Genomic DNA, 23567 nt, shown 5'->3' on the forward strand with positions numbered 1-23567 from the left:
CTAGACTCCTTCCGAGGAGGTGGGGGCGGCAGTGGCCGTCGGGGTGGTGGGGGCGCCGGGGGCGAGGCCTGCTCCGCCGGCCTGGCCGTACTCGCCGGTTGTATCCGGGCGGGGTTGGCCCATCGCGTAGATGGAGTGGATGTCGTAAGTCACGGTGTCCCGCAGCATGTTGAACCACTGGCGGCAGCCTGTGCTGTGGACCCAGCGTTCGGCGAATGCACCCTTGGTGTTCTCGCGGTAGAACAGGTACTCGGCCCACTCGCGGTCGGTGAGTTCGTTCGGGTTCTCCGGGTAGGCAACGTGCGCCTGGCCGCCGTAGTGGAATTCGGTTTCGTCGCGTGGCCCGCAGTTGGGGCATGAAATGAGAAGCATGTCTTTTCCCGTCCTTACTAGTGGGCCACGGCTGCGGCGCCGTGTTCGTCGATGAGCGCTCCGGTTTCGAAGCGTTCCAGGGCGAAGGGCTTGTTGAGCTTGTGCGGGGCGCCGGTTGCGATGGTGTGCGCGAAGGTCAGGCCAGCCGCAGGAGTGCCCTTGAAGCCACCCGTTCCCCAACCACAGTTGACGAACATGTTCTCCACCGGGGTAAGCCCAACAATGGGCGAGGCGTCCAGTGTGGTGTCCACGATGCCGCCCCAGGTCCGGAGCACGTGGGCCCGGGCGAAGATCGGGAAGAGCTCCACGGCGGCTGCCATCTGCTCCTCGATCACGTGAAACGATCCGCGCTGGCCGTAGCCGTTGTAGGAGTCCACGCCAGCGCCCATCACCAGTTCACCCTTGTGTGCCTGGGACACATAAACGTGGACGTGGTTGGACATGACCACTGTAGGGTGGACCGGCTCGTGCAGTTCAGACACGAGCGCCTGGAGCGGGTGGGACTGGATCGGGAGGCGGAACCCGGCCATCTCGGCAAGGACCGAGCTGTGGCCTGCGGCGCAGAGGCCTACCTTTTCGGTGTTGATGGTGCCACGGGTTGTCTTGACGCCCGTAACCCGGTTTCCGTCCTTGATGAAGCCGGTGACTTCGCAGTTCTGGATGATGTCCACGCCGAGTTCATCGCACTTGCGGGCGAAGGCCCAGGCCACGTGGTCGTGCTTGGCGATGCCGGCACGCGGCTGATACGTGGCGCCCATGACGGGGTAGCGGATGTTGTCGCTGGTGTTCAGGATGGGGCAGAGTTCCTTGACCTGGTCCGGCTCCAGCCACTCTGCGTCCACACCATTGAGGCGGTTGGCGCCCACGCGGCGCATGCTTTCGCGGACATCGCCCAGGGTGTGGGCAAGGTTCATTACGCCGCGCTGGCTGAACAGGAAGTCGTACTCCAGCTCTTCCGGCAGGATTTCCCACAGCTTGAGGGCGTGCTCGTAAATCGCAGCGCTCTCGTCCCAGAGGTAGTTGGACCGGATGATGGTGGTGTTGCGGGCCATGTTGCCACCGGCCAGCCAGCCCTTTTCAAGGATGGCGATGTTGGTCATGCCGTGGTTCTTGGCCAGGAAGTAGGCCGTTGCAAGGCCGTGCCCGCCGCCGCCGACAATAACGGCGTCGTACGAGGATTTCGGTTCCGGGTTGCGCCAGAGGAAGTCGGGGTGTTCGGGGAGGTGGTCCGCGCTCACTGGGCTGCTCCAATCATTTCTTCGAGTTCAGCTGCGGCGTCGTTGCCGTTGCTGAGGTGTGGGTAAAGCGGGAACTTGTCGGCCAGCGCGCTCACGCGGCGGCGGAGTTCGACGGCGGTCGCATCGTCAAGGGTGACGTCACCATCGGTGCCTGCTTCGGTTCCGTCGCCGTTGGTGCCGCTGTTCGCTGCGGCGATCAACGCCGTCGCAATGATGTCCGAGACTTCGGTGAAGTCCTCGGCGCCAAAGCCGCGGGCTGCGAGGGCGGGGGTGCCGATGCGCAGGGCCCGAGGAAACCATCGGCGGGCGGGGGTCGAAGGGGACGGCGTTGCGGTTGACCGTGATGCCGATGCGGTGCAGCGTGTCCTCGGCCTGCTGGCCATTAAGGACGGAGTGGCGGAGATCGGCGAGTACCAGGTGCACGTCGGTCCCACCGCTGACCACGGAAATGCCGGCTGCGGCCACGTCGTCCTGGAGGAGGCGCTCGGCAAGGATCTTGGAACCCTCAAGTACACGGACCTGGCGTTCCTTGAACTCCGGCTCGGCAGCCATTTTGAACGCTACGGCCTTGGCTGCGATGACGTGCTCCAGAGGGCCACCCTGCTGTCCGGGGAAGACGGCGGAGTTAACCTTCTTGGCGATGTCGGCGTCGTTCGTCAGGATGACGCCACCGCGGGGACCGCCCAGGGTCTTGTGGGTGGTGCTGGTGACAATGTGGGCGTGCGGGACCGGGCTCGGGTGCAGTCCAGCTGCGACGAGACCCGCGAAGTGGGCCATGTCCACCATCAGGTAGGCGCCCACGAGGTCCGCGATGCGGCGGAACTCTGCGAAGTCCAGGTGACGGGAGTACGCCGACCAGCCGGCCACGATCAGTTGCGGCTTGTTTTCCAGGGCGAGGCGCTCCACCTCGGCCATGTCGATGGTGTGCGTGTCCTCCTGGACGCCATACGGGACAACCTTGTACAGCTTGCCGGAGAAGTTGATGCGCATGCCGTGCGTCAGGTGGCCGCCGTGGGCGAGGTTCAGGCCCATGATGGTGTCGCCAGGGGTGATCAGTGCGTGCATTGCCGAGGCGTTTGCCTGGGCGCCGGAGTGGGGCTGGACGTTGGCGAATTCTGCGCCGAACAGGGACTTCAGGCGGTCGATGGCCAGCTGTTCGATCACATCAACGTGTTCGCAGCCGCCGTAGTAGCGCTTGCCCGGGTAGCCCTCGGCGTACTTGTTGGTAAGGACTGAGCCCTGTGCTTCCATGACGGCCGTGGGGGCGAAGTTCTCAGAGGCGATCATTTCCAGCGTGGACTGCTGGCGGATGAGTTCCAGGGCGATCGCCTGATCGACCTCCGGGTCCGCCTGTGCGAGCGGGCGGATCAGCGGTTCAACCATGGTGTTCTCCTTCAAAAGCTTGTCTAGTGGCCGACTGTTAGGCAACTGATATATTAGAACTATTGCCATAGTATGTTGAAGATCACAAGGTCGTCAACAGGTCTGCGGCAATCCACCCAAACTGGATTGGCGACAACGGGAGAGAGCAATGAGCGCAGCATTGGAAGCACTGGAATCAGCTCCACAGGGTTCGTCCCTGGCGGAGAACGCCTACCTGCTCCTGCGCGACAGGCTCATCATGCTGGACATCAAGCCCGGCGACCCCATCAACGATGGCCAGATTGCTGCGGAACTCGGCATTGGACGCACGCCCGTCCGCGAAGCCATCAAGCGTCTTGAAAGCGACCACCTGGTGGTCTCCTACCCGCGGCGTGGGACGTTTGCCACGGGCGTGGACATCACCCAGCTCGCTGAGGTCTCCGAGATCCGCGAGCTCCTGGAACCACTCGCCTCCAGGAAAGCCGCCCGCATGGCCAGCCCTTCAATGCGTTCAGAACTCCGCGCTGTCGCTGGCGCAATTCGCGATCTTGAAGGCCAGGACAATTCCTCGCAGGAACTCATGCGCTACGACATCCAGGTTCACCGCCTGATCTACAAGGCCTCCGCGAACGCACACCTGGAAGACGTCCTGATCCGGTATGACAACCTGGCTACCCGCATCTGGTGCTACATGCTGGAACGGATGCCCTCCGTCTCGGGCCACATCTCCGAGCATGCGGAATTGCTGACAGCCATCGCCGATGGCGACGAAGACCGCGCCGCCGAACTGGCCCTGCACCACGTAGTCAGCTTCGAAGAGACGATCCGCAAGGTCCTCTAGAGCCCCCCGCCCGCTCCGCCGCCGGCACGTTCTCTCACATCCAACGGTCTTTTGGCCGATGCTCTCTCACATCCACCAGCCTTTTGGCCGATGTTCCCTCACGTCCGACGGTCTTTTGGCGGATGTTCTCTCACATCCGACGGTCTTTTGGCGGATGTTCTCTCACATCCAACGGTCTTTTGGCCGATGTTCCCTCACGTCCGACGGTCTTTTGGCCGAGGTTCCCTCACGTCCGACGGTCTTTTGGCCGAGGTTCCCTCAAATCCTTCGGCGGCATCTGACTCGCTGTCACGCGCTAAAGCCCGACGTCGGCACTCACCGTGGGAGTGTCCGATGGCAAAGGCGTTCAGGGCCGGTTTTCATCGTGCAATCCGTCGTGCTCTGCTCCTCCCGGTGGGATCCAGTGCGCGGGTGGCCGGGTAGAGGCATTTAACGGCCGCCGGGATGGTCGGGAAGTGTCCGCGGGCCCTGACTGCGCGACGATAGCAGGCGTTGAGGATTCGATGCGTTCGTGCTGCAGATGACGCGACAGATCTCCACGTCGTAGTCCAGCAAGGGGACGAACTCGCTCCACGCGTTCTCCCACAACCGGATGATCGCCGGATACTGCTTGCCCCATTTACCGGTGAACTCTCCAGGGCGTTCCTTGGCCGCGGGCTCGGACGGCGCCGTGTAAACCGGGCGGAGGTCCGGGCCATTTCGGTCCAGTCTTCCTTGAGGCGTAGCGGAAAGTGTTCCGCACCAGATGCAGGATGCAGATCTGGACCACTGCCAAGGGCCAGGCGGTGTTGGTCGCTTCCGGCAGGCCCTTGAGGCCGTCGCAGACAGTGATGCACACGTCCTCCACACCCCGGTTCTTGATCTCAGTCAGTACCGCGAGCCAGAACTCCGCTCCTCACCGTGGGTGTCCGATGCCGGGCTTTCTTTATGAAAGTGAGAGAACGTCCCGCAGTGGGCCGTTGGATGTGAGAGAACGTCCCGCAATGGGCCGTTGGATGTGAGAGAACGTCCCGCAATGGGCCGTTGGATGTGAGAGAACGTCCGGAAAAGGGCCGTTGGATGTGAGAGAACATCCGAGGGGTGGGGCGACTGGTGCAACTCAGTCGCTTCAGATGCAACAAACACTGGATCGGGCTCGCGAGCGCTGAACATACCCGGAACGCCAAACAAACCCCAATACGACTTTTGAAAATAGTCTTGACCGTGACGCGGCCCACACGTAGTCTGGTGCAACAGCGTTGCTTCTAATGCAACCCCAAATATTCTTGGTGGACACATGAGTAATGAACTTTCCTCTGTGGCAGCCGTTCCGGGAGATCAGTCCAATGGTGGACTCGGCACTTCTCCCGAAGCCGGCCCCAATCACACAGTCAGCAAGGACACGCGCCGACGCGTGGTCACCGCAAGCTTCATCGGCAACTTCGTAGAGTGGTTCGACTACGCCGTCTACGGATACCTGGCCGGCATCATCTCGACCGTCTTCTTCCCCGAGTCGGATCGCCAGACAGCCCTTCTCGCGACCTTCGGTGTCTTCGCCGTCAGCTTCTTCGTAAGGCCGCTTGGTGGATTCATCTGGGGCCACATCGGAGACAGGCTGGGCCGGAAGCAGGCGTTGTCGCTCTCGATCGTCCTGATGTCGGTAGCCACGTTCTGCATCGCCCTGATTCCCGGCTACGCCACTATCGGGGTCGTGGCCCCGATCTTGCTGTTGCTCGTAAGAGTGGTCCAAGGCTTCTCCGCTGCAGGGGAGTACGCCGGCGCGTCCGCCTTCCTGGTGGAGTATGCGCCGTCGAATCGTCGCGGACTCTATGCCGCCGTCGTGCCTGCCAGTACCGCAGCGGGTCTCCTGCTGGGCTCCTTGCTGGCCGCCTTGCTGAGTTCAGTCCTGACGCCGGAACAGCTGAACGAATGGGGCTGGCGGCTGCCGTTCCTGTTGGCGGCGCCCATGGGCTTGATCGGCAGGTACATCCGCACCAAGCTCGAGGACACCCCTGCGTTCCGTGAACTGTCCGAGAAGGAGACCCCTGTCAAGGCTCCGGCCCTGGCGATGTTCAAGACCTACCGCAAGCAGCTCATTATCGCCACGGGCGCAGTGCTGCTGAACGCCGTCGGCTTCTACGTGATCCTCAGCTACATGCCCACATACCTGTCCGTGGAACTGGGCTTCGGAGCAGCGGAATCGTTCCTTGCCACCACCATCGCCCTGGCAAGTTACATCGGCTTCATCTTCCTGACCGGCATCGCGTCGGACAAGTTCGGCCGCAAGCGCATGCTCATCACGGCGTCTGTACTGTTCGTGGTGCTGACGGTCCCGGCGTTCATGCTCCTGGATACTCGCAACTTCCTGGTGATCGTGCTGGTCCAGATCCTGCTGGGCGGAATGCTGACCCTCAACGACGGCACCCTGCCGAGCTTCCTGGCCGAACTATTCCCGACGAAGGTCCGCTACACAGGATTCGCTGTCAGCTTCAACCTCTCCAACGCGTTGTTCGGCGGTACTGCGCCGTTCATGGCAACGCTCCTCATCGGCATGACCCACAATCAACTGGCCCCCGGCTGGTACCTCGTGGCTGCCGCCCTTGTTTCCCTCATCGCAGTCCTGTTCGCCGCCGAGACTTCCAAGAAGCCACTGCAGCAGGACTGAAACCAACCAACCCATTGAAAGGAACACCATGACCATCACCGAGAACGAGGCCATCAACGATGTGGCCAAGCTCGATCGACTCAAGGTCCTCAACAACGGCGAGAAGGTTTCCCTGACCTTCTCCGATGCAGAGTTCGAGCGTCGACTCGCCGGACTTCGCAACATCATGGCCGAGAAAGACCTCGACGCCGTCATCCTTACCAGCTACCACTCCATCAAGTACTACTCCGATTTCCTCTTCACCTATTTCGGCCGTTCCTACGGCATGGTGGTCACCAAGGATGACACCGTCACCATTACGGCAAATATCGACGCCGGTATGCCTTGGCGCCGCAGCTACGGCGACAACCTCGTGTACACGGACTGGCGTCGGGACAACTACATCCACGCCATCCAGGAAGTCCTGCGCACCCGCGGCATCAACCCGCGCCGCATCGGCGTCGAGGATGACTCCCTGCCGCTGGACAACCGCAACAAGATCCAGGCCGCATTCTCCGGAGCAACGCTGGTGGATGTTGCCCAGGCTGCGATGCGCCAGCGCATGATCAAGTCGGACGAAGAAATCGCAGTCATCAAGCACGGCGCCCGCATCGGCGACCTCGGTGGAGAGGCCATCCGCAACGCCATCACGGCGGGAATCACCGAGTACGAGGTTGCCCTGATCGGCACCGAAGCCATGGTCCACGAGATCGCCCGCACGTTCCCGGACTCTGAAATCCGTGACACGTGGGTCTGGTTCCAGTCCGGCATCAACACCGACGGCGCGCACAACTGGGCAACTACACGGAAGATCCAGGAACACGACATCCTGTCCCTGAACTGCTTCCCTATGACAAGCGGCTACTACACGGCACTGGAACGCACCCTGTTCTATGGCGAACCGGACGCCCGCTCACTGGAACTGTGGAACATCAACGTGGAGGTCCACAAGAGGGGCCTGGAACTCATCAAGCCCGGCGCGGTCTGCAAGGACATCGCCGCCGAGCTCAACGAGATCTACATCGGTCACGGGCTCCTGGCCAACCGCACGTTCGGCTACGGCCACTCGTTCGGCGTCTTGAGCCACTACTACGGACGCGAAGCAGGCCTTGAACTTCGTGAAGACATCGATACGGTGCTGGAACCGGGCATGGTGGTTTCCATGGAACCGATGATTACGGTGTTGGACGGCCAGCCGGGTGCCGGCGGTTACCGCGAGCACGACATCCTGGTGGTGGGTGAAGACGGTGCGGAGAACATCACCAAGTTCCCGTTCGGCCCCGAGTACAACATCATCGGAGCCTAGGTGATCCGGCCGGTGGACGCAGTGCACGGCGTCCACCGGTCGAAACCTGTCCCTGTCCGCGAGCTTCAGCCAAATATAGTGAACCCATGACTCCCACGGAATCCAGCGACGTTTCAGGCAACGGCGAAGCCAAAGGTACCTCGGTCATTGTCAACGCCATCGCGGTCCTGCGCAGTTTCAGTGCCGAAGAGCCGCTGTTGGGGGTCACTGAAATCGCAGGGCGCATTGGCCTGCACAAGAGCACAGTCTCCCGCATTCTGGCCACATTGGAGCAAGAGCATTTGGTGGAGCGCGACGTCGATTCGCGCAGGTTCCGCTTGGGGCTGGGAATGATCGCCATGGCGGGCCCACTCCTGGCGGAACTCGAAGAGCGGCGCGTGGCGTATCCGGTACTGCGCGAATTGACCGAGCGAACCGGGGAGACCAGCGCGCTCATGGTCTGGAACGGCACTGAATCCATGAGTGTGGAGCAGATCCCCAGCCGGCACCAGGTCAAGCATCTAGCCCCGTTGGGAGTACGTTACAACGAGGCACTCAGTTCCTCTGTTCAGGTCTTCCTGGCCGCGGAAGACAAGGATCGCGTCCGGAATCTGCTCAGGAGCGGTGCGGTCACTCTTCCGGGCCTCGATGAAGAAGCCGTGGAGGCGTACCTGCAGCGGCTTGAGGACTCGACGAAGCGCGGCTGGACGGTGAACTTTGGCGAAACGTCCATCGAGGAAGTGGGCGTGGCCCTCGCCCGTCTATGACCACAGGGGAAACATTGTGGCGTCCGTGCTCATCCCCGCGCCAAAGTTCCGCGTCTCGCAGGATACGCTTACGAGTCTCGGTGAAGCTTGCGCCGATGCCGCCGCCAAGGTCACCACGCGCCTTGGTGGGCGCGCACCACGCTGAGCCCCGCCGAGATGGCATTTAATGCCAATCCGAGAGCCAAGGATTGGCATTAAGTGCCATCTCGGCGGAGACAAAAAAGAACGGCGACCGTCCCCACGAAGGGTCCGACCGCCGTCGTTCGTTGAACCGACGTCCGCGACGTTACATCCTCCGCCGTGCCGCCGTTGTCTCGTCCATGACATCCCTGCCCAGCCAAGCACCCAGACCGATCATGGCCACGCCAAGAACAAAGTGCAGCCAGTTATCAGCGGTGTTGAACGGAACAAAGTTGGCGCCCGTTTCCTGGTTGATGATCAGGCCGTAGATCCACAGAACGAGATATACGGCGCCGCCACCAATGAGGAAGAGGCGAGCCATGCGTGCTGTCCTGGCCATGGCCAAACCGGCTACGCCAAACAGCAGATGGACGATGTTGTGGAGAATGGATACTTGGAACACACCAAGCAGCATGGCGCCGGATTCATGTCCCGCGAAGGTCATGGCGCCGTAGTTGGTGGTGATACCCGGGATGAAGCCCAGGACACCCACGAGCAGAAATACAATGCCAACGCCCATGGCGGTGTTGTGAAGAGTCAACCCCATCGCATGATGGTGTTCGGTGGGGTGCGAAGCGGTGGTCATGAAGTCCTCCCTTTCACGCAGTTACACGGCTCTTCTCATGGAGAGCCGTCCCGCGGCAAGGGTGTCGGAAAACCTTGCCGACGCCGCCATAATACTCCTGAAATGCCTCCAATTGCAGGGGAATGGCCAGTCAGGTGGCAGTTAGCATGGGTTCATGAGCCAGGCTCCCAACGGCGATTTCCAATCAATCTTCCATGACACCCGGGATCTCACTCCCTTCCGCGAAGGATATGTGCGCACGACCGTCCGTGGATTGGCCGATGGCGTGGGTGAAGTGTTGTCCGGCGTCCTGACTGGCCGGGATCCTGCCCGCCTTTCCGTGCTGGGCGATGTTCCCCGTTTGAAGCGCCTGTCCACCAAGCAGGCCAAGGCAATGCACGAGGCCGTTTTCACCTCTACTGAGCCTGATCGGCTGATCTCCCTGGGTCGCGTCTACCCGGGGTGGGCGGGCTTGTGTTACGTGATGGCGGGGCTGTTGGCGTACAAACACGGCGGTTATCTGCGGGCGTCCGAGTTGTTGCGGCGCGGCTTAACAACAAGGATCGACGACGACGCGAGCCAGTTCTCGGCTCTCTACCTTGGGCAGGTGGTCACCAGGGTTGAGGTGGCCGAACGCATTGAAGTCCCGGTTTTGTTCAGCGAGGAGTCCGTGTTCCTAGCGTTGGCCCATTGCCTTCGGGAGATGGGAATGATCGAGTCGGCGTTGGAAGCTGTGGTGGGTTTGCCGCCGTCGTTGCCTTCTGCTCTGGCGCGCTGCACCGCAGCGTTTGCTCTGGGCCGGCACCGGGATGTGGTGATGTGTACGGAGGGGCTGTTGAATACGGATGATCTCTCGGCGGCATTGCTCCTGATCCGGGCTCGATCGCAACGTGCGCGTGGCGACTTTGAATCGGCCCAGGCGGCGCTGAAAGAGGTCCTTCGGCGCAGGAAGACCAGCCTGGCCTTGCGCAATGACGCCCTCACGGACCGCGCCCTTCTGGCGTTGGACCAGGGCCGCCGGACCTTGACTCCCCGTTCCAAGCGCCCCGCCCCGCCGGCAGAGCTGGAGGCCTTGGAAGTGATCCGCAAGGACGCCGAGATGCGCCGTTTGTGGGAGAACGACTTCAGGCAGCTAAGCGGGGAATAAGGCATTGTGCACGCCCTGATGCAAGCGTAGTCTTGTAATCAACCAAGTGATTGATAAAGCATTTGGTTGACAAAGAAAGGTCGCGCAGGGTTATGGATCCAGACGCTCTGGACAAGGCCTTCATGGCCCTTGCTGATCCCGTCAGGCGGGGAATCGTTGCCCGCCTGTCGCGGGGAGACGCAACGGTCAACGAATTGGCGGAGCCCTTCGCGATCACCAAGCAGGCCGTCTCAAAACACATCCAGGTCCTGGAGCACGCAGGGCTGGTGACCCGGTCCCGTGATGCCCAACGCAGGCCCGTGCACCTGGATGCAGCTGCCCTCGAAGAGCTGACGGCGTGGATAGACCAATATCGACTGATCGCCGAGCGTCGCTTCCGGCTGCTCGACGAGCTCCTGGTCGAGTCCGGCCCCGGGGTCCTCCAGGGGTCACAACAACAAGATGAAGAGGAATTGAAATGAGCAATCCAACAGCAATCACTGCTGATGACGGCGTTCCGTTCGTCGATACTGTCCGCGAATTCGATGCGCCGGTCAGCGCGGTATTCAAGGCCCACGTGGACCCGGATCTCCTGGCCAAGTGGCTTGGTCCGCGGGACGCGATACTGAACGTCACCGAATACAACGCCACCACGGGCGGCAGCTGGCACTACGAAAGTGGCCACGAAAACGCGATGTACGGATTCCGCGGGGTCTTCCACACCGTGGACACCGACGAGCTGATCATCATGACCTTCGAATTCGACGGTGCCCCTGGCCAAGTGGGCATCAGCACCACCAGGTTCGAGGAAATTGACGGTCGCACCAGGATCGTCGTCCACGAGGTCTACCCATCGGTGGAAGCGCGTGACATGGCACTCGCCACAGGCATGAATTACGGCGTGATCGAAGGGTACGAGCGACTCGATGAGGTACTGGCCGGCTAGGCCCGGCTTACCAGGATGGGAAGGAGTTGCTCCGTCAACAGCACTGCTCCCAGCCCGATCATGATGATCCCGCTTGCCAGCGTCACCACGCGTGCTGCGCCTGGACGTGAAGCTAGCAGTTTCCGCGAGGTCAGTGCGACCCCGGTGTACACCAGGCCGGCGAGGATCACGAACGTTAATCCCAGCAACCCGGACTGAACAGGAACAGGCAGCGCGGCTTCCGGGCTGACGAATTGCGGCACCAGCGCCACAAAGAACAGCAGGCCTTTGGGGTTGATGCCGCTGGTGCCCATGCCTTGGAAGAACGTGCGGAGCTGGTTTCCGGACTGCACGACGGCGCCTTCCGCACTAAAGCTGGCCCCTCGCCAGGAACGGATGGTCCCGAAGCCAAGCCACAACAGGTACGCGGCGCCGGCAACCGTGAGCCACCCCAGCAGGCCTGGCACTCCCGCCAGCAGGGCTGCCAAACCTGCCGTCATGAGCACGGTGTGAATCACGTATCCGCTGCATAACCCGGCGACAGCGGGCACGAAGCTGCGCTGGCGAAGTCCAGCCGAGATCGAGTAAGCCCAGTCGACGCCGGGGGTGCAGGCCAATGAGACTGCGACGAGCATGAAGGCGAGGAACAGCTGTGGGTTCACGATCTCTCCAGAGGGTTAGTGGTAGGAAAACTCTAAGGAAAATCGCCCGATAAGTGTTCCCTGATTTATCCCCAAAACCTTCAATCCGGGTAAGATCATTGCGTGATTGACCACATTGACAGAAGTATTTTGCGCCACCTTCAAGAGGATGGTCGAATGACCGCCACTGCCTTGGCATCGAAGGTGGGATTGACGGTTGCTCCGTGCCATCGCCGGCTCCGGGATCTGGAGGCTACGGGAGTTATCCGCGGGTATCGCGCGGACGTCGATCCAGCAGCGGTGGGGCTCGGATTCGAGGCAATTGTGTTCGTCACGCTCCGGCAGGTGGAGCGCACCATCATGGCGGAGTTTGAGGAGCGCGTGACGGCAAGCCCCAACATTGTGGAGGCGCAGCGGCTGTTCGGCTCGCCGGACTATTTGTTGAAGGTCATCGCGGCCCGACCTCCCTGCCTATCAACGCTTCTATGACGACGAACTCGCAGCCCTCCCGGCTGTTGAGCGACTCACTTCAACGTTGGTGATGAAGAACCTGAAGACCAATATCGGACCGCCGGTCTGAGCGCTATTCCTTCAGCAGCCCGGTTGTCCGGTAGGGAATCACTTCGCGTAGGAACATGCTGGTGGACGTACGCACGATTCCCGGGCAGAGCCTGATTTCCTCCGAGACGCGGTAGAGGTCATCCGGGCTCTTGGCAACCACCCTGATGATGAGATCGGTATCGCCCGCGGGTGCATGGCATTCGAGTACCTCAGGGATCTCCCGTAGGGCCGCGATGGCTTCGTTGAGGTGGCTTTGATCGAGTTCGGCGCTGACAGCGGCGGCCACACCCCGGCCAAGTGCCGAGGGCAGCACGCGGCTGCTGTTGGCGCGCAATGCGCCCGATGCCGTCATCCGCTCCAGCCGCGACTGGACCGTGCCGCGCGCCAGGTGAAGTTTCTGGGCGAGGACCATGATGGGGACGCGGGGATCCTCATCAAGCGCGGCGATGATCCTACGGTCTGTCGCATCGAGTTCCTGCAAAATGACCACTTCCTGTCTACAAATTCAACTGTGATTAGTCAGATCGACCACTCAATGCCATGTCTATTGCACCTACTGTATGCGTACTGTTGAAATGGTGACAACGAAGCAGGGCGAGGCTACCGCCGGATCCCGCAGGCAGCAGGCACCTGGAACACCACCCGGACCCCTGTACAGGTTTCCCGCAAGGAAGCAGCCGCTGATTGACTCTTGTTCACAGCATTGTCATTCTGCACCCGCCCGTCCTGACGGGCAGCACAGCAAGAGCCCCTGAGCCACCGGATCGTTGCGGTAGCTGAGGGGCTCTTGTGTTGTGCCCGGACGCATAGGCTTGGATCATGACGTCTGCCGGCCGCTTCGCCCCGAGTCCTTCCGGGGAACTGCATGTAGGCAATCTCCGGACGGCGATCCTCGCCTGGCTCTTCGCCAAATCGACTGGCCGCGACTTCCTGCTCCGTGTTGAAGACCTGGACCGTGCCCGGTCCGGCTCGGAAGCTGAGCAGCTCCGCGACCTGAAGGCCGTCGGCGTCAGTTGGGACGCCGCCGTCGTGCGTCAGACTGAGCGCGGACCGCTGTACGAGGACGCAATTGGCCGCCTGACTGTCCAGGGCCGCACCTACGAATGCTTCTGCACGCGCCGCGAAATCCAGGAGGCGCCGTCTGCGCCGCACTCTCCACAAGGCGCGTATCCGGGGACGTGCCGCAGGCTGTCCGAGGCCGAGCGCGAGATCCGCCGGGCGTCGCGTCCGGCCTCGATCCGCCTCCGGTCGGACGTCGCTGAGTGGGCTGTTGAGGACCAGTTGCACGGACACTACGTGGGTGTGGTGGATGACTTTGTACTGCGTCGCAACGATGGCGTCACGGCCTACAACCTGGCAGTTGTAGTAGACGATGCCGCCCAGGGAATCGACCAGGTGGTCAGGGGCGATGACCTCCTTCCGTCCACTCCGCGGCAGGCTTACTTGGCCACCCTGTTGGGCTTGCCAGTGCTGGAATATGCCCACGTTCCGCTGGTTGTAAACCACGACGGCGTGAGGCTGGCAAAGCGCGACGGTGCGGTGACGCTTGGCGACCTCGCCGCCGTCGGGGTTTCAGCGGTGCGCGTGCGCGACCTCCTCCTTGAGTCGTTGGGATTGCCGGCAGGTTCCTTGCAGGATGCGGTGCCCGAATTCGACCCCGAAAGGCTGCCAAGGGAGCCCTGGGTGTGGAAAACGCCCAACGGCTGAAGGCAGGCCAAGTAGGCTGTCTGGATGCATTCACAGGTGATCGCCCCAGGTTTCGAATCCGTAGCCGGGCTCTTCGAAAGTTTCCTCGAACAAGACCCTGAATATTCCGCCCAGCTGGCGGCGTACCATCGGGGTGTCAAGGTGCTGGATATCAGCGGCGGGCCCCACACTCGTGCCGATTCCGTGACAGGTGTTTTCTCGTGCTCCAAGGGCATGGCCGGCCTTGTCATGGCTCTGCTCGTTCAAGACGGCGAGCTGGATCCCGATGCGGAAGTGGCCAAATATTGGCCGGAGTTCGGTGTTGAAGGGAAGGCCTCCGTCACTGTTTCCCAACTCCTTTCGCACCAGGCCGGTCTGTTGGGCGTCGAGGGCGGCGTGAGCCTTGAGGAAGTCAACAACTCTGAACTCGCGGCCGCGAAGCTCGCCAAACTTCCGCCCCTGTGGAAGCCCGGTGCGGCGTTCGGCTACCACGCCCTGACAATCGGCATTTTCATGGAGGAGCTGTGCCGTCGAATCACGGGTTCCACGCTCCAGGAGGTCTTCGAACAGCGCATCCGCTCCGTGACCGGTGCCCACTTCTACCTTGGCCTACCGGATGCTGAGGAAGAACGCTTCGCGCCTTTCCGCTGGGCGGCCGACCCCACGTGGCCCTGGGTAGACCCCGCCAGTCACTTCGGATTGTCAGCCAATGCTGCAGAGGGCGACATCCTGGATCTTCCGAACATCCTCGAGGTCCGCGCCGCGGGTATGAGTTCGGTGGCGGGCGTCTCCAGTGCTGAGGGGATGGCCAGGATCTACGCTGCGGCGGTAACGGGCTTGGCCGCGGGCGGTCAGGCCCGCCGTCGCACCCTTCCTGACGGAGGAGACCATCCGCAGGGTTTCCGCTGAGCAGGTGTTCGGAATTGATCGCGTCTTCGGCGAGGCCGGTTGCTTTGCCACTGTCTTCATGAAGCCCCACAGCCGCATGCCCTTCGGCAGCTACCGCGCGTTCGGGCACGACGGCGCCAGCGCGGCTTTGGGGTTCGCGGACCCGGTGTATGAACTTGGCTTTGGATACGTCCCGCAACAGGCCGAGCCGGGAGGAGTTGGATGCCGCAACCTCCTGCTCAGTTCAGCCGTCCGGGAGGCAATTGCAGGGCTTTCGTAGTCCCGCCAGCGCCCTCACGCCAGCTGGCCCTCATCAGGCTGGTCAGGCGCCCGCTGTGTGTGAGAGCTGCGCGGCTGGAACTCCCGCCGCCATGCCGGCCCACAGGGTGTCAGTAGTGGCAGCAACAACGTCCTCAACACTGTTGCCGTCCAGTTGCTTGCCTGCTGCCAGGAGTGCGGCGCCGTGCAAGCTCACGAAGCACACCATTGCCAGGGTTTCGGTGTCGCCCGGGGCCAGGGCCCCACTATCCTGTGCCTCCGCAATGAGGGCGCGGGCTACGTGGATCCCTTGCTCGCCGATGTTCCGCAACTCGGTGCTGGAATCGGGGTGATGCTTGGTGGAATACATGACGGTCAAGAGCGCCGGGTGGGTGACTGCGAAGTCCACGTAGGCGGTGGCCACGCTTGCGAAGCGCTGACGAAGGTCATCTCCGGCCTGGGAGGCAGCGAGGATCCGATGGTTCATTGATTCGAACCCAGCCAACGCCAAGGCGTCGATGAGGGATTGCTTGTCGCGGAAATGTTTGGCCGGGGCCCCATGGCTGACATTGAGGTCCCTGGCCAGCTGCCTTAGGGAGAGTCCGTCGACGCCGGCTTGCTCAATGGTTTCCATGGCGCGCTCCAGTAGGGCCTCGCGCAGCTTGCCGTGGTGGTAGGGCTGGTCCGTCATACCGATAGTCTAGCGGAGAAGTAGTCATTGACAACAATGTAGACAGTGCCTACGATGTTGGCATTGACTACATCGAGTCAGCGGGTTTCATCCGGAGCCGGCGCTTACAGATTGGACTTGCCATGACCATGACCTATTCGGGTACTACCGCATTGATCACAGGCGCCAGCTCCGGGCTTGGCGCTGAATTCGCAAACCGCTTTGCCGCTCGAGGTTCCAACCTGGTCCTAGTAGCCCGCCGCGCAGACCGTCTCGAAGAACTGGCCGGGAAATTGCGCTCCGAGCATGGCGTAGCCGTCACAGTGCTTCCCATGGACCTGGGCCGGGCCGGTGTTGGCGCCGAACTCGTGGACGAAATGGCCAAGCGCGGAATCACCGTGGACACCCTCATCAACAATGCCGGGTTCGGAACACGCTCTCCCTTGGTGGAGGAAGATCCGGAAGTCATCGCTTCCGAGATCGCACTCAATGTGGCTGCATTGGTGGATATCACCCGGGCCCTTCCTGCCAGCCATGCTCTCTTCGGGCAAGGGCGCCCTGGTGAATGTCGCCAGCACAGCCGCTTTCCAGCCCATCCCCGGCATGGCCGTCTATGGGGCCACGAAGGCATTCGTCCTCAGCTTCACCGAGGCCGTCGCCCACGAGGTCAAGAGCTCAGGACTTCGTGTACTGGCCCTCTGCCCGGGCGCCACCCGCACCGAGTTCTTCGATGTCCTCGGCAGTGAATCGGCTGCAGTTGGACGCATGCAAACCTCAGCGCAGGTTGTGCAAACAGCCCTCAAAGCGCTGGACCGCCCCGGAACGCCGGCAAGCGTCGTGTCCGGCTGGGCCAACCGGATCGCCGCCGGTCTGGCGCAGCGCGTGCCGAGGGCGCTCGCAGTAGGCATCGCCGCACGCGCCGTTCAGGAGTAGGGACCTGTTCAGGAGTAGTGCCAGTGCCTGGGTAGGCGCTGCGCGGGACTTTACGGATAGCCTGAAGAAAGGTCCGATTCCTGTTCGGTGCCTACATCAATCCGGAGGCCCGCATGACCGAACCACGCTTCACCGTTGAGACGGCGAAGGTACTCGCCGAGGTGGCCCACAACCGCCAAAAGGACAAGCTCAAGCGCCCTTATCGGGAGCATGTCCTGGCGGTGGGGGACGCGCTCGCCGACTTCGACGAGGACATCCGGATTGCGGGTTACCTTCACGACATCGCCGAGGATACTCCCATCACGCGGCAAGCCCTGTTGGACATGGGAGTGTCCGATCGCGCCCTCGCCATCATCGAACGTGTCACCCGCCGATTCCACGATGACCCCGACGACTATGAAGCAGGAATCCGGTTTGTGGCCGAGGACCACGACGCCACCTTGGTCAAAATCGCCGACAATGCCCATAATTCCCTGCCGGAACGCGTCCAGGCACTGGCGGAGAAATGGCCCGACAAGCCGCCCATGACCCGCTACGCCGATGCCCGACCGGTGCTCTACCGGGCCGTGCCGCGTGAAGAAGTGGCGTTGATCCTGCAGCGGATCAACCCGCATTTGCTTCCGGAGCTCGACGAGATCGTTCCTGGGTAACCCGGGGTCAGCCCTCCATCAGGCGCCGGCGATGCTTGAGCTCCTTGGTCCATTCCTTGGTTTGCCGCGCCGCGAAGGGAGACCCGCCGCCGTCGAGGTCGCTGACCAACGAGCCAGTTGCTTTGAGGGCGATGTCCACGCAATGTTGGGCGGCCCGTTCAGTCAGCCCAAGCTTCGCGGCCCAGGCGAGGAAGTGCCTGCGGGAGATACCGGTCTTCTTCCCGCCGACGGCCAACGCGAGCGTCTTGTCGCCGTATACCACTGTGGAGGGAATGTCGTAGACCGGGGCGATGGTGAATTCGCGCGCGCCAAGAACCCCGGGCGCCTCCACCATGGAAACGTTCTTGGCATGCAGATCCCCGTTCCCCGTCAGCCAGGCAAAGGCGAGTTGGATGACCAGATTCCGCAGTGCTGGAAGGCGGGCAGGGCAATGCCCGGCCAGCGCCGCGCAGACCTCGCTGAACGGAACACTGTACTTGTCCGCGGGGTACAGCCCCAGGATCTGGGCGCCGTCCTCCACCGCCAGCCGCAGAGGCGAGCCGTCGGCTGCGGTGACCCGATCAAAACGCTCCACCAGGAGGCCGGCCCTGCCACCGACGTCGTGCACCAACTGCACGTTGCTCACCGGAATCCGCAGCCGGCGCGCATAACGGAACATCAGGAACTCGTTTTCCACCACAGAGGGGAACTCCGGGGCGTTGAGCTTAAGGATGTACCGCTTGCCCGCCTGCGCCACGGGCAGTGAAATCATCCCGGCAGACAACTTGTCCTGCACACCGGCCAGCGCGACGGGATCGATCAATCCGGAATCGCCCAGCAACGCATCAAAGTCCAGCGGCAGTTTTGAATCAAGCACGACGGCGGCGCCCCCTTCCGCCAGTGCCTCGCCGTGGGGGACCGTCTGGACGTCGCCCACTGCGTCGCCGCCCGCTGCCATGAGGAGGGCGAGTTCGTCGTCGGCGCTCGCCTTGACGCTTCGTCGCAGGGAGTTGAGCCGCCGGCCCTCAGGCAGCAGGCCGGTGAAGTAGGGCGGTACTGCGCCGCTCGGCGTGAAAACAGGCTCGGCGCTCACAGGGAGCGTCGTTGCCACGGCGGGTAGGCCGGCGTCGAGGTACTTCGGAAGGTAGCTGAACTTGGTGCCGCCCTCATGCCGTTCGAGGCGCGCCGCGAGGATGCCCCTTTTGTAGACGTCGGCGATGCGGTGGAAGGTCATTGTGCTGGCTCGGAAGCTGTCCAGGAAGCGCCAGGCCTACCGGCTTGGCGGAGGGAAAGTTCCAGGCCGAGGGTGTCCAGCACCGCCACAAGGGGCTCAAGCTGGACTGTGCTCTTGCCTGTTTCCACGAACCGGACGAACCGTTCGGAGACGCCCGCGAGATCGGCGACGTCCCGCTGGCTCAGGCTCAATGAGGCGCGGCGGGCGCGGACTTCAGAACCGAGAGTTGCCATGAGGCTGTTGGCTGGCATGAGGTCCTCCCACTTCGTGAATCGGTACGAACGTGCCGATTCCCCAAGTTTTCACCCGGAAACAGCGGCAAATCAAGGCATTCCTGTGAAAAACCGGCACGAACGTACCGACTCCATCCGTGCACCCTCAGCCCGCCGCCGCCTCCAGCCGACGCAGGGCTGCTGCCCGTCCCTTGTGTCCACGGCGTTCATCGAAAATGATCGAGAGCCCAAGCACCACCATCATTTCCAACATGCAGAGGGGTACGGACGCGCCCGCTGCCGCCATGGCGATGCTTCCCGCCAAAGCGATCACCACCAGCGCTGAGCTCCAGAGAAGCTCCCGGTCCGGGCCGAGCATAATGCTGTAGAGCGTAGTCAGCGAGACCTTGAACAGGATGACAGGGATGGCGATCGAGGCGACCGCGCCAGCCGCCGGGATGTGTGCCTCATGATCGATGAAGTAGGCGGCAACGTGAAGTCCGGCGCCGGTTGCTGCGATAGCTGCGAAAAGGGGGAGGTGCCCGTACCCGAAGATCCACGAGCGGTGCCGCTGTACGTGGAGGGCAGGACCTGAGGGCAGGATGAAGTAGATCCACCACAGGGCGAAGGCCAAGCCCGTCCCGCTCAAACCAACCAGCGCAGCATCCAAGGTCCAGCCGTGGAGGGCAACTATTGCGCGAAGCGTTTCAATGGCGCCGATCAGGCACTCGCCCAGGGCAATAATGGCCAGTAGACCGTACCGTTCGGCGATGTGATGGGCATGCCAAGGCGTGCGGATCTTCCGTTCTGCGAAGTATGGGGCCGCCATCTCCAGGATGAACAACGGGGCTGCCATGAGGAAGGTAGTTGCGATGCTCGCATCGATCAAGAGGACTGCGACCCACCCCACTTGTACCAGTGCGACGTACTTTGCATACCGCAAACACGTTTCACGGCGGGCAGGATCCTGGCGCGCAGCGCGCAGCCACTGGAAGATCAAAGCCACGCGCATGATGATGTAGCCCAACACCATGGTCACGTTGTCCACGTGCTTGCCTTCGATGATGGAGTGGAACACCGGCTCTATGCCCATGGCCAGGATCAGCACACCCACCATTTGGACCATGGTGACCACGCGGAACACCCAGTCGTCGGTGTCATAGGCGCTCGCGAACCACGTGAAGTTTATCCAGGCCCAGATCACGGCAAACATGGCGAACGCGAACGCCAGGAGCCCTGGCCAGAAATGCGCCTCCGCCACAGCATGGGCGAACTGGCTGCCGGCAACTCCGAAGGCAATGACAAACGTCAGGTCGAAAAACAGCTCCAGCGGAGTGGCCGTGCGGTGCTTCTCGTGGGGATCTCGGCCGCCCATGCGGGCCAGGGCATGGCGAAGTGGGTTTGTGGACATGGGTCAAAGATTACCGTTGCCAAACTTTACACGCGCCCCAGCACATCGATGTCTTCGAGGAACTCCTGGTACACCTCGTCGCTCACCGTCGTGCGGGTATCGGCGATTGCGTCGAGGTAGTCCTGTGTGACCGGCCCCTTCCGTCCGTTCGACGAGACTGCGGACGACGCACCCGAAGCAGCACCGTCGTCGTACACGGCCTTTTCCAAGGCACGCTGCGACGCGCTGCGCGCGGCAAACTCGATGTCGGCCGGCGAGAAACCCTGGGTGCGTTCCACCAACTGGGCAATATCGACGTCGTCCACGACGGTGGCGGGGATGAACCGCTGCCACATTGCTTCGCGGGCGTGGACGTCCGGCAGGCCGATGGGGATGACGTAATCGAACCGGCCATGGCGCAGGAACGCGGTGTCCAGGGCGCGAATGAAGTTGGTGGCACAGACCAGGAGGCGGCCTGGCTGTTCGCGGAAAGCCGGGATGATCTTGAGGAGCTCGTTGGTGACGCCCTGCAGCGGTGACGGGGGATCGCCCGCGCGCTGCGAGGCGATCTCCTCCACTTCGTCAATGAACACCACTGCGTGCTCCAGCTCGGCGATTTCCAGGAACGTCTCCCGCAGCGCCCCGGCCAGGCCCTTGGGGTCAGACGCCAGTCGGGACGGGAACACCTCCACGAACGGCCACTCGAGGCGTGACGCGATGGCTTTGGCGAACGTGGTCTTGCCGGTGCCCGGAGGACCAAAAAGCACGACGGCGCGCGGCGGCACCACACCGTATTCGTCGGCGAGGTCCGCCTCAGCCAGCGGAAGGACCAAACGGCGTTCCAAGAGTTCCTTCTCGCGCTTCATGCCCGCCACGTTTTCCCACAGGTCGCGGGCCAGGATCCGGCCACCCAGCAGGCTCAGCGGTTCCAGCTCCTGGCGCTGCACGGGAATGGTCCGTTCGAAGTACCGCAGGTTCTTCTTCACCACGAAGCCGCGCCCCAGGAACGCTTCCACGCGGGTTTCGGTTTCCGGCATGAGCGCGGACAGCTTGTTGAGGCCGTGCGGAGCCATGCGGTTCTCGACGGCGGACAGCAGCGAAGTGCCGATGCCCCTGCCACGGAACTCCGTCAGCGTGGCGAGGAAAACAACCCAGCCTTGGTCATGCGCCGCACGTCCAACAGCGGCGCCAACCACCTGATCGCCCTGGACAGCCACCACTGCATGGTCCTTTTCGCACGAGGCAAGGACCTCAGAGAGTGCGTACACGGGCTCAACACCATCAGCCTTGAGTGACTCCCAGAGGTGCAGGATGCCGTCAAGATCGGACGAATGGAAGTCCCTGATACGCCAGTTGGTCATGGGGTTTCTCCTGGGTGTGCTTGGTGGATCGCCGTTGATTCCTTGGAGTTGAGCATAGGGGAAGCATCCGCCCTGGGACGTTGCAGGCCCGTTGCGTTACGCAGCCAACACCCGACGGCGGCCTGTCGCCACCCGCTTTCGTCCCGGCGTCGTTTCCCGAACCTAAGATAAGCGCAACACCTGGCTGGGCCACGCCGTAAAGAGGGGGATCCGTGGGTTTGTTTTCCAGAAAGGCGACCGCCGGTGGCAGCAGCGCGGGGATGCTGTGTGCGCTGCTGATCGGCACAACGTTTGCTCCGGCCGCGGAAGCTGTCGACGCCGATGACCTCGTGATGTACTACGGAAGGCGAACATGTCACCAAAGAACTCGATCATCAAAAGCATTGCGGCGCTGTTGTTCGGTCCGGCGCTCGTTGTTTCGGGCTTCGTTTCCCCTGCCCACGCTGCGGATTCGTCTGGCGTGAAGATCTCCGGTGCACCTATTGTCGGCTCGGCGCTGTTCGTTCAGGGTGCCCAGGACTACTTTTCGGGCTGCGGAGGGGACGGGGATCCTGGCTACTCCGTCCAATGGCTCCGGGACGGCCAACCCGTAGACGGGAACCCGCTCTACAACCGGAATCTCTACGTCCTGGAGAAGGACGACATCGGCGGGCGAATCTCGGCCATAGTCAAGGCTTCGCCCGGCAAGTGCCCCGGCCAGGAACTGGTCACGGAAGCAACACCGGCCGTAGCGCAGGGACCGGTGCGCGCGGCTGGCTTCACCGGCCGTGGGGTTTTTGAGCTGGTTGGCCGTACCCATGGCGGCGCACTCATGCTCTACCTCGGTAAGGACAACGTCAAAGGGTGGAAGGAATCCCGCTATGTAGGTCCGGGGTGGGGCTTCTTCACCACGATCATCGCCCCGGGCGACGTGACCCACGACGGTATCGCTGACCTCATGGTCGAGAACACCTCGGGGACGCTCTACCGGTTCCCGGGAACGGGCGACGGAGGGTTCCATACGCTGTACCCGCAAGCCACCTGGGAGTGGCAGCCGACGGTTCTTGCGATTGGACCAGGGGACTTCGACGGGGACGGAATGAACGATCTCCTCAGCGCAGAGACGAACGGCGACCTTTACATCTACCCGTCCAAGCCCTTCGGCACCTGGAATCCGCGCGTGAAAGTCGGCCAAGGCTGGGACGTCATGGACCTGCTCATCGGGCCTGGTGACTGGGATGGAGACGGCAACGTGGACGTCCTGGCGAAAGACAAAGCCGGACGCCTGTATCTGTATGGCGGTGACGGCCACGGCGGATGGACCACGGTGCGCCAGATCGGCCATGGCTGGAACGTCCTGACCATGGCTGGCAGTGCTGGCGACTTCAACCGGGATGGCTTCAATGATGTCCATGGCGTGAATGCCGCTGGCGATCTGGTGATGTACTACGGCGATGGTCGCGGTGGTTGGAAGGGCATGGAGACTGTCGGTTGGGGCTGGAACATCTTCAACGGGCTTTACTGAAACGCCACGCCAACCCAGCCCCAACCAGCGCACCCCTACTGAACCGGCCGCAACCGCGGCCCCTGCATGCCGCCGTCGACGGCCAGCGAGGTTCCCGACGTCGAACCGGACAGCGGGCTCGCGAGGTAGGCGACGGCACCGGCAACCTCAGCAGGGTCCACCATCCGGCCTGACGTGGCTCATTTGCTCAGTGCGTGAGTTTTGGACTCCGGATGGCATCGAGAATGGCTTGTTGCTCGTTGGCGATGTCGGGTGCGAAGGTCTGCGTGTGCCGTTGATGGTGATGGTCGCTGAGCGCCAGATGCCGTCCGCACCC

At 62.5% G+C, this 23567-nt stretch carries 19 protein-coding genes and 7 pseudogenes; 13 read left to right on the forward strand and 13 right to left on the reverse strand.

Annotated features, from left to right (window positions below; all coding sequences use genetic code 11):
* The 3 genes and pseudogenes from LDP01_RS14200 to glyA all read right to left on the reverse strand — a co-directional run bounded on the left by LDP01_RS14200 (nucleotide 1) and on the right by glyA (nucleotide 2993).
* A complete protein-coding gene (locus tag LDP01_RS14200) occupies nucleotides 1–372 on the reverse strand; it encodes a sarcosine oxidase subunit delta (RefSeq protein WP_224093433.1) in 372 nt (123 codons plus the stop codon).
* Nucleotides 373–389: 17 nt separating this feature from the next.
* On the reverse strand, nucleotides 390–1610 hold the full coding sequence (locus LDP01_RS14205; RefSeq protein WP_224093436.1) for a sarcosine oxidase subunit beta family protein: 1221 nt from the start codon (nucleotides 1608–1610) through the stop codon (nucleotides 390–392).
* Nucleotides 1607–2993, reverse strand: a pseudogene (gene glyA / locus LDP01_RS14215) (serine hydroxymethyltransferase). The gene LDP01_RS14205 and the pseudogene glyA overlap by 4 nt, the downstream one beginning before the upstream one ends.
* Nucleotides 2994–3141: 148 nt before the next feature.
* Here glyA and LDP01_RS14220 point away from each other — a divergent pair.
* A complete protein-coding gene (locus LDP01_RS14220; RefSeq protein ID WP_224093438.1) occupies nucleotides 3142–3813 on the forward strand; it encodes a GntR family transcriptional regulator in 672 nt (223 codons plus the stop codon).
* Nucleotides 3814–4172: 359 nt separating this feature from the next.
* Here the strand turns inward: LDP01_RS14220 and LDP01_RS14225 are convergent.
* Nucleotides 4173–4708, reverse strand: a pseudogene (locus tag LDP01_RS14225) (transposase); the annotation flags it as partial.
* Nucleotides 4709–5089: 381 nt separating this feature from the next.
* On the opposite strand from LDP01_RS14225, the gene LDP01_RS14230 reads away from it, so the two are divergent.
* From LDP01_RS14230 to LDP01_RS14240, 3 genes and pseudogenes are all read left to right on the forward strand, one after another.
* On the forward strand, nucleotides 5090–6457 hold the full coding sequence (locus LDP01_RS14230; protein WP_224093448.1) for an MFS transporter: 1368 nt from the start codon (nucleotides 5090–5092) through the stop codon (nucleotides 6455–6457).
* 28 nt (nucleotides 6458–6485) lie between these two features.
* Nucleotides 6486–7742, forward strand: coding sequence for an aminopeptidase P family protein (locus LDP01_RS14235; RefSeq protein ID WP_224093450.1), 1257 nt, complete (start codon nucleotides 6486–6488; stop codon nucleotides 7740–7742).
* A gap of 86 nt (nucleotides 7743–7828) precedes the next feature.
* A pseudogene (locus tag LDP01_RS14240) lies at nucleotides 7829–8633 on the forward strand (IclR family transcriptional regulator).
* A 141-nt stretch (nucleotides 8634–8774) separates the two neighbouring features.
* Here LDP01_RS14240 and LDP01_RS14245 read toward each other — a convergent pair.
* The gene (locus tag LDP01_RS14245; protein ID WP_224093452.1) at nucleotides 8775–9254 is read right to left on the reverse strand and encodes a DUF4383 domain-containing protein; all 480 of its coding nucleotides are present in this window, start codon (nucleotides 9252–9254) and stop codon (nucleotides 8775–8777) included.
* Nucleotides 9255–9408: 154 nt separating this feature from the next.
* On the opposite strand from LDP01_RS14245, the gene LDP01_RS14250 reads away from it, so the two are divergent.
* From LDP01_RS14250 to LDP01_RS14260, 3 genes are all read left to right on the forward strand, one after another.
* On the forward strand, nucleotides 9409–10380 hold the full coding sequence (locus tag LDP01_RS14250) for a hypothetical protein (RefSeq protein WP_224093453.1): 972 nt from the start codon (nucleotides 9409–9411) through the stop codon (nucleotides 10378–10380).
* Nucleotides 10381–10472: 92 nt separating this feature from the next.
* The gene (locus LDP01_RS14255) at nucleotides 10473–10841 is read left to right on the forward strand and encodes an ArsR/SmtB family transcription factor (RefSeq protein ID WP_224093454.1); all 369 of its coding nucleotides are present in this window, start codon (nucleotides 10473–10475) and stop codon (nucleotides 10839–10841) included.
* On the forward strand, nucleotides 10838–11305 hold the full coding sequence (locus LDP01_RS14260) for an SRPBCC family protein (RefSeq protein WP_224093456.1): 468 nt from the start codon (nucleotides 10838–10840) through the stop codon (nucleotides 11303–11305). The genes LDP01_RS14255 and LDP01_RS14260 overlap by 4 nt, the downstream gene beginning before the upstream one ends.
* Here the strand turns inward: LDP01_RS14260 and LDP01_RS14265 are convergent.
* Complete coding sequence (locus LDP01_RS14265; RefSeq protein ID WP_224093458.1) at nucleotides 11302–11946, reverse strand: LysE family translocator; 645 nt, start codon at nucleotides 11944–11946, stop codon at nucleotides 11302–11304. The genes LDP01_RS14260 and LDP01_RS14265 overlap by 4 nt on opposite strands.
* A 105-nt stretch (nucleotides 11947–12051) precedes the next feature.
* On the opposite strand from LDP01_RS14265, the pseudogene LDP01_RS14270 reads away from it, so the two are divergent.
* Nucleotides 12052–12505: pseudogene (locus LDP01_RS14270) on the forward strand (Lrp/AsnC family transcriptional regulator).
* Between the two features lie 3 nt (nucleotides 12506–12508).
* Here the strand turns inward: LDP01_RS14270 and LDP01_RS14275 are convergent.
* Entirely contained in the window at nucleotides 12509–12967 is a 459-nt protein-coding gene (locus tag LDP01_RS14275) for an Lrp/AsnC family transcriptional regulator (RefSeq protein ID WP_223937668.1), read from the reverse strand.
* A gap of 338 nt (nucleotides 12968–13305) precedes the next feature.
* On the opposite strand from LDP01_RS14275, the gene gluQRS reads away from it, so the two are divergent.
* Together gluQRS and LDP01_RS14285 are read left to right on the forward strand one after the other, a co-directional pair.
* On the forward strand, nucleotides 13306–14193 hold the full coding sequence (gene gluQRS / locus LDP01_RS14280) for a tRNA glutamyl-Q(34) synthetase GluQRS (protein ID WP_224093459.1): 888 nt from the start codon (nucleotides 13306–13308) through the stop codon (nucleotides 14191–14193).
* 24 nt (nucleotides 14194–14217) lie between these two features.
* A pseudogene (locus LDP01_RS14285) lies at nucleotides 14218–15340 on the forward strand (serine hydrolase domain-containing protein).
* Nucleotides 15341–15382: 42 nt separating this feature from the next.
* On the opposite strand, the gene LDP01_RS14295 reads toward LDP01_RS14285, so the two are convergent.
* Complete coding sequence (locus LDP01_RS14295; RefSeq protein ID WP_224093463.1) at nucleotides 15383–16009, reverse strand: TetR/AcrR family transcriptional regulator; 627 nt, start codon at nucleotides 16007–16009, stop codon at nucleotides 15383–15385.
* A 122-nt stretch (nucleotides 16010–16131) separates the two neighbouring features.
* On the opposite strand from LDP01_RS14295, the pseudogene LDP01_RS14300 reads away from it, so the two are divergent.
* A pseudogene (locus LDP01_RS14300) lies at nucleotides 16132–16921 on the forward strand (SDR family NAD(P)-dependent oxidoreductase).
* A 113-nt stretch (nucleotides 16922–17034) separates the two neighbouring features.
* Complete coding sequence (locus tag LDP01_RS14305) at nucleotides 17035–17571, forward strand: phosphohydrolase (protein ID WP_224093464.1); 537 nt, start codon at nucleotides 17035–17037, stop codon at nucleotides 17569–17571.
* A 7-nt stretch (nucleotides 17572–17578) separates the two neighbouring features.
* Here the strand turns inward: LDP01_RS14305 and LDP01_RS14310 are convergent, their stop codons facing one another.
* From LDP01_RS14310 to LDP01_RS14325, 4 genes are all read right to left on the reverse strand, one after another.
* Nucleotides 17579–18784 carry a type II toxin-antitoxin system HipA family toxin gene (locus LDP01_RS14310; protein WP_224093465.1) on the reverse strand — a complete coding sequence of 402 codons (1206 nt, stop codon included), beginning with the start codon at nucleotides 18782–18784 and terminating at the stop codon, nucleotides 17579–17581.
* Nucleotides 18781–19035 (reverse strand): helix-turn-helix transcriptional regulator, encoded by a 255-nt coding sequence (locus tag LDP01_RS14315; protein WP_224093467.1) that lies wholly within the window; start codon nucleotides 19033–19035, stop codon nucleotides 18781–18783. Before LDP01_RS14315 ends, LDP01_RS14310 begins: the two co-directional genes overlap by 4 nt.
* A 127-nt stretch (nucleotides 19036–19162) precedes the next feature.
* Nucleotides 19163–20407: a low temperature requirement protein A gene (locus tag LDP01_RS14320; protein ID WP_224093468.1), complete on the reverse strand. Its 1245-nt coding sequence runs from the start codon at nucleotides 20405–20407 to the stop codon at nucleotides 19163–19165.
* 26 nt (nucleotides 20408–20433) lie between these two features.
* Entirely contained in the window at nucleotides 20434–21747 is a 1314-nt protein-coding gene (locus LDP01_RS14325) for an ATP-binding protein (RefSeq protein ID WP_224093469.1), read from the reverse strand.
* A 352-nt stretch (nucleotides 21748–22099) separates the two neighbouring features.
* On the opposite strand from LDP01_RS14325, the gene LDP01_RS14330 reads away from it, so the two are divergent.
* On the forward strand, nucleotides 22100–23251 hold the full coding sequence (locus LDP01_RS14330) for an FG-GAP repeat domain-containing protein (protein WP_224093470.1): 1152 nt from the start codon (nucleotides 22100–22102) through the stop codon (nucleotides 23249–23251).
* A gap of 35 nt (nucleotides 23252–23286) precedes the next feature.
* On the opposite strand, the pseudogene LDP01_RS14335 reads toward LDP01_RS14330, so the two are convergent.
* A pseudogene (locus LDP01_RS14335) lies at nucleotides 23287–23424 on the reverse strand (SDR family oxidoreductase); the annotation flags it as partial.
* Nucleotides 23425–23567 lie beyond the last annotated feature (143 nt).

Source organism: Arthrobacter sp. StoSoilB13, from assembly GCF_019977255.1.
GTDB lineage: Bacteria > Actinomycetota > Actinomycetes > Actinomycetales > Micrococcaceae > Arthrobacter.